We start from the raw sequence: 1066 nt of genomic DNA, 5'->3' as shown, positions 1-1066 counted from the left end.
GCGAGCAGGCCGAGCAGTGCCGGCCGGCTGAGCACGCCCATCCCGATCGTCAGGGCGAAGGGCAGCAGGGCGAGCGCGGCGTAGAAGCGCCTGGTGTCCCGGTCGCCCAGCGCGACGGCGAGGGTCCGCTTGCCCACCTCGGTGTCCCCGGCGATGTCTCGCAGGTTGTTCGCGACGAGCACCGCGCAGCACAGCAGCCCCACCCCGACCGCCCCGACGACCGCCAGCGGCCCGGGCGGACCGCTCTGGGTGAGCACCGTGCCGAGTGTGCCGACCAGCCCGAAGAACACGAACACGGCGACCTCGCCGAGCCCCGCGTAGCCGTAGGGCCGCCGCCCGCCGGTGTAGAACCAGGCGCCCGCGATGCACAACGCCCCGACGGCGATCATCCACCAGGTCTGCGCCAGCGACACGAGGGTGAGGCCGGCGAGGGCGGCCACGGCGAAGCAGACGAAGGCCGCGGTGCGCACCGCGACCGGGCGGGCCACCTTGGAGCCCACCAACCGCATCGGCCCGACGCGCTCGTCGTCGGTCCCGCGGATGCCGTCCGAGTAGTCGTTGGCGAAGTTCACCCCGATCACCAGCGCCATCGAGACGACCAGCGCGAGCACCGCCCGGCCGAGCGAGACGGTCCCGGAGCCGATCGCGGCGCCGGTGCCGACGAGCACGGGAGACACGGCGGTGGGCAGCGTCCGCGGCCGCGCCCCCTCCACCCACTGCGCGAGAGAAGCCACCCGCAAAACCTAACCCCACCCGACCCGCAGGTCGCCGCCCCACCACCCGCCGTGATCAACAGGCCCTCACGCAGCTTCCTCGCCGTGATCAACAGGCCCTCACGCAGGTTGTTCCATGATCAATCCTGCGTCAGGGCCTGATGATCACAGATCGGCATGATCAACAGGCCCTGAGGCAGGTTCACCTGGTGACGCGAGCATGAGTAGGAGGTTTCGGGGGGGGGGTGAGCGGGGTCCCGATGTGTGGTCCCACCGGGGCTCAGTCCGAGGTGGCGGGGGCCTCGACGGCACGCCTCGTCGACGACGGCGGCCCCGACCGCCACCTGCATCCG

Annotated in this window: 1 protein-coding gene; it reads right to left on the bottom strand. The window is 72.1% G+C overall.

The features are described 5' to 3' along the window. Positions 1-734 (bottom strand): 1,4-dihydroxy-2-naphthoate polyprenyltransferase (locus tag H5J29_RS33915; RefSeq protein ID WP_181784939.1); only part of this gene is annotated, 734 nt, incomplete at its 3' end. Between the last annotated feature and the right edge of the window lie 332 nt (positions 735-1066).

The sequence above is a fragment of the Pseudonocardia pini genome (assembly GCF_013870575.1).
GTDB lineage: Bacteria > Actinomycetota > Actinomycetes > Mycobacteriales > Pseudonocardiaceae > Pseudonocardia > Pseudonocardia pini.
Note: the sequence above shows the minus strand (reverse complement) of the source record. Positions and strands in the feature narration are given on the sequence as shown.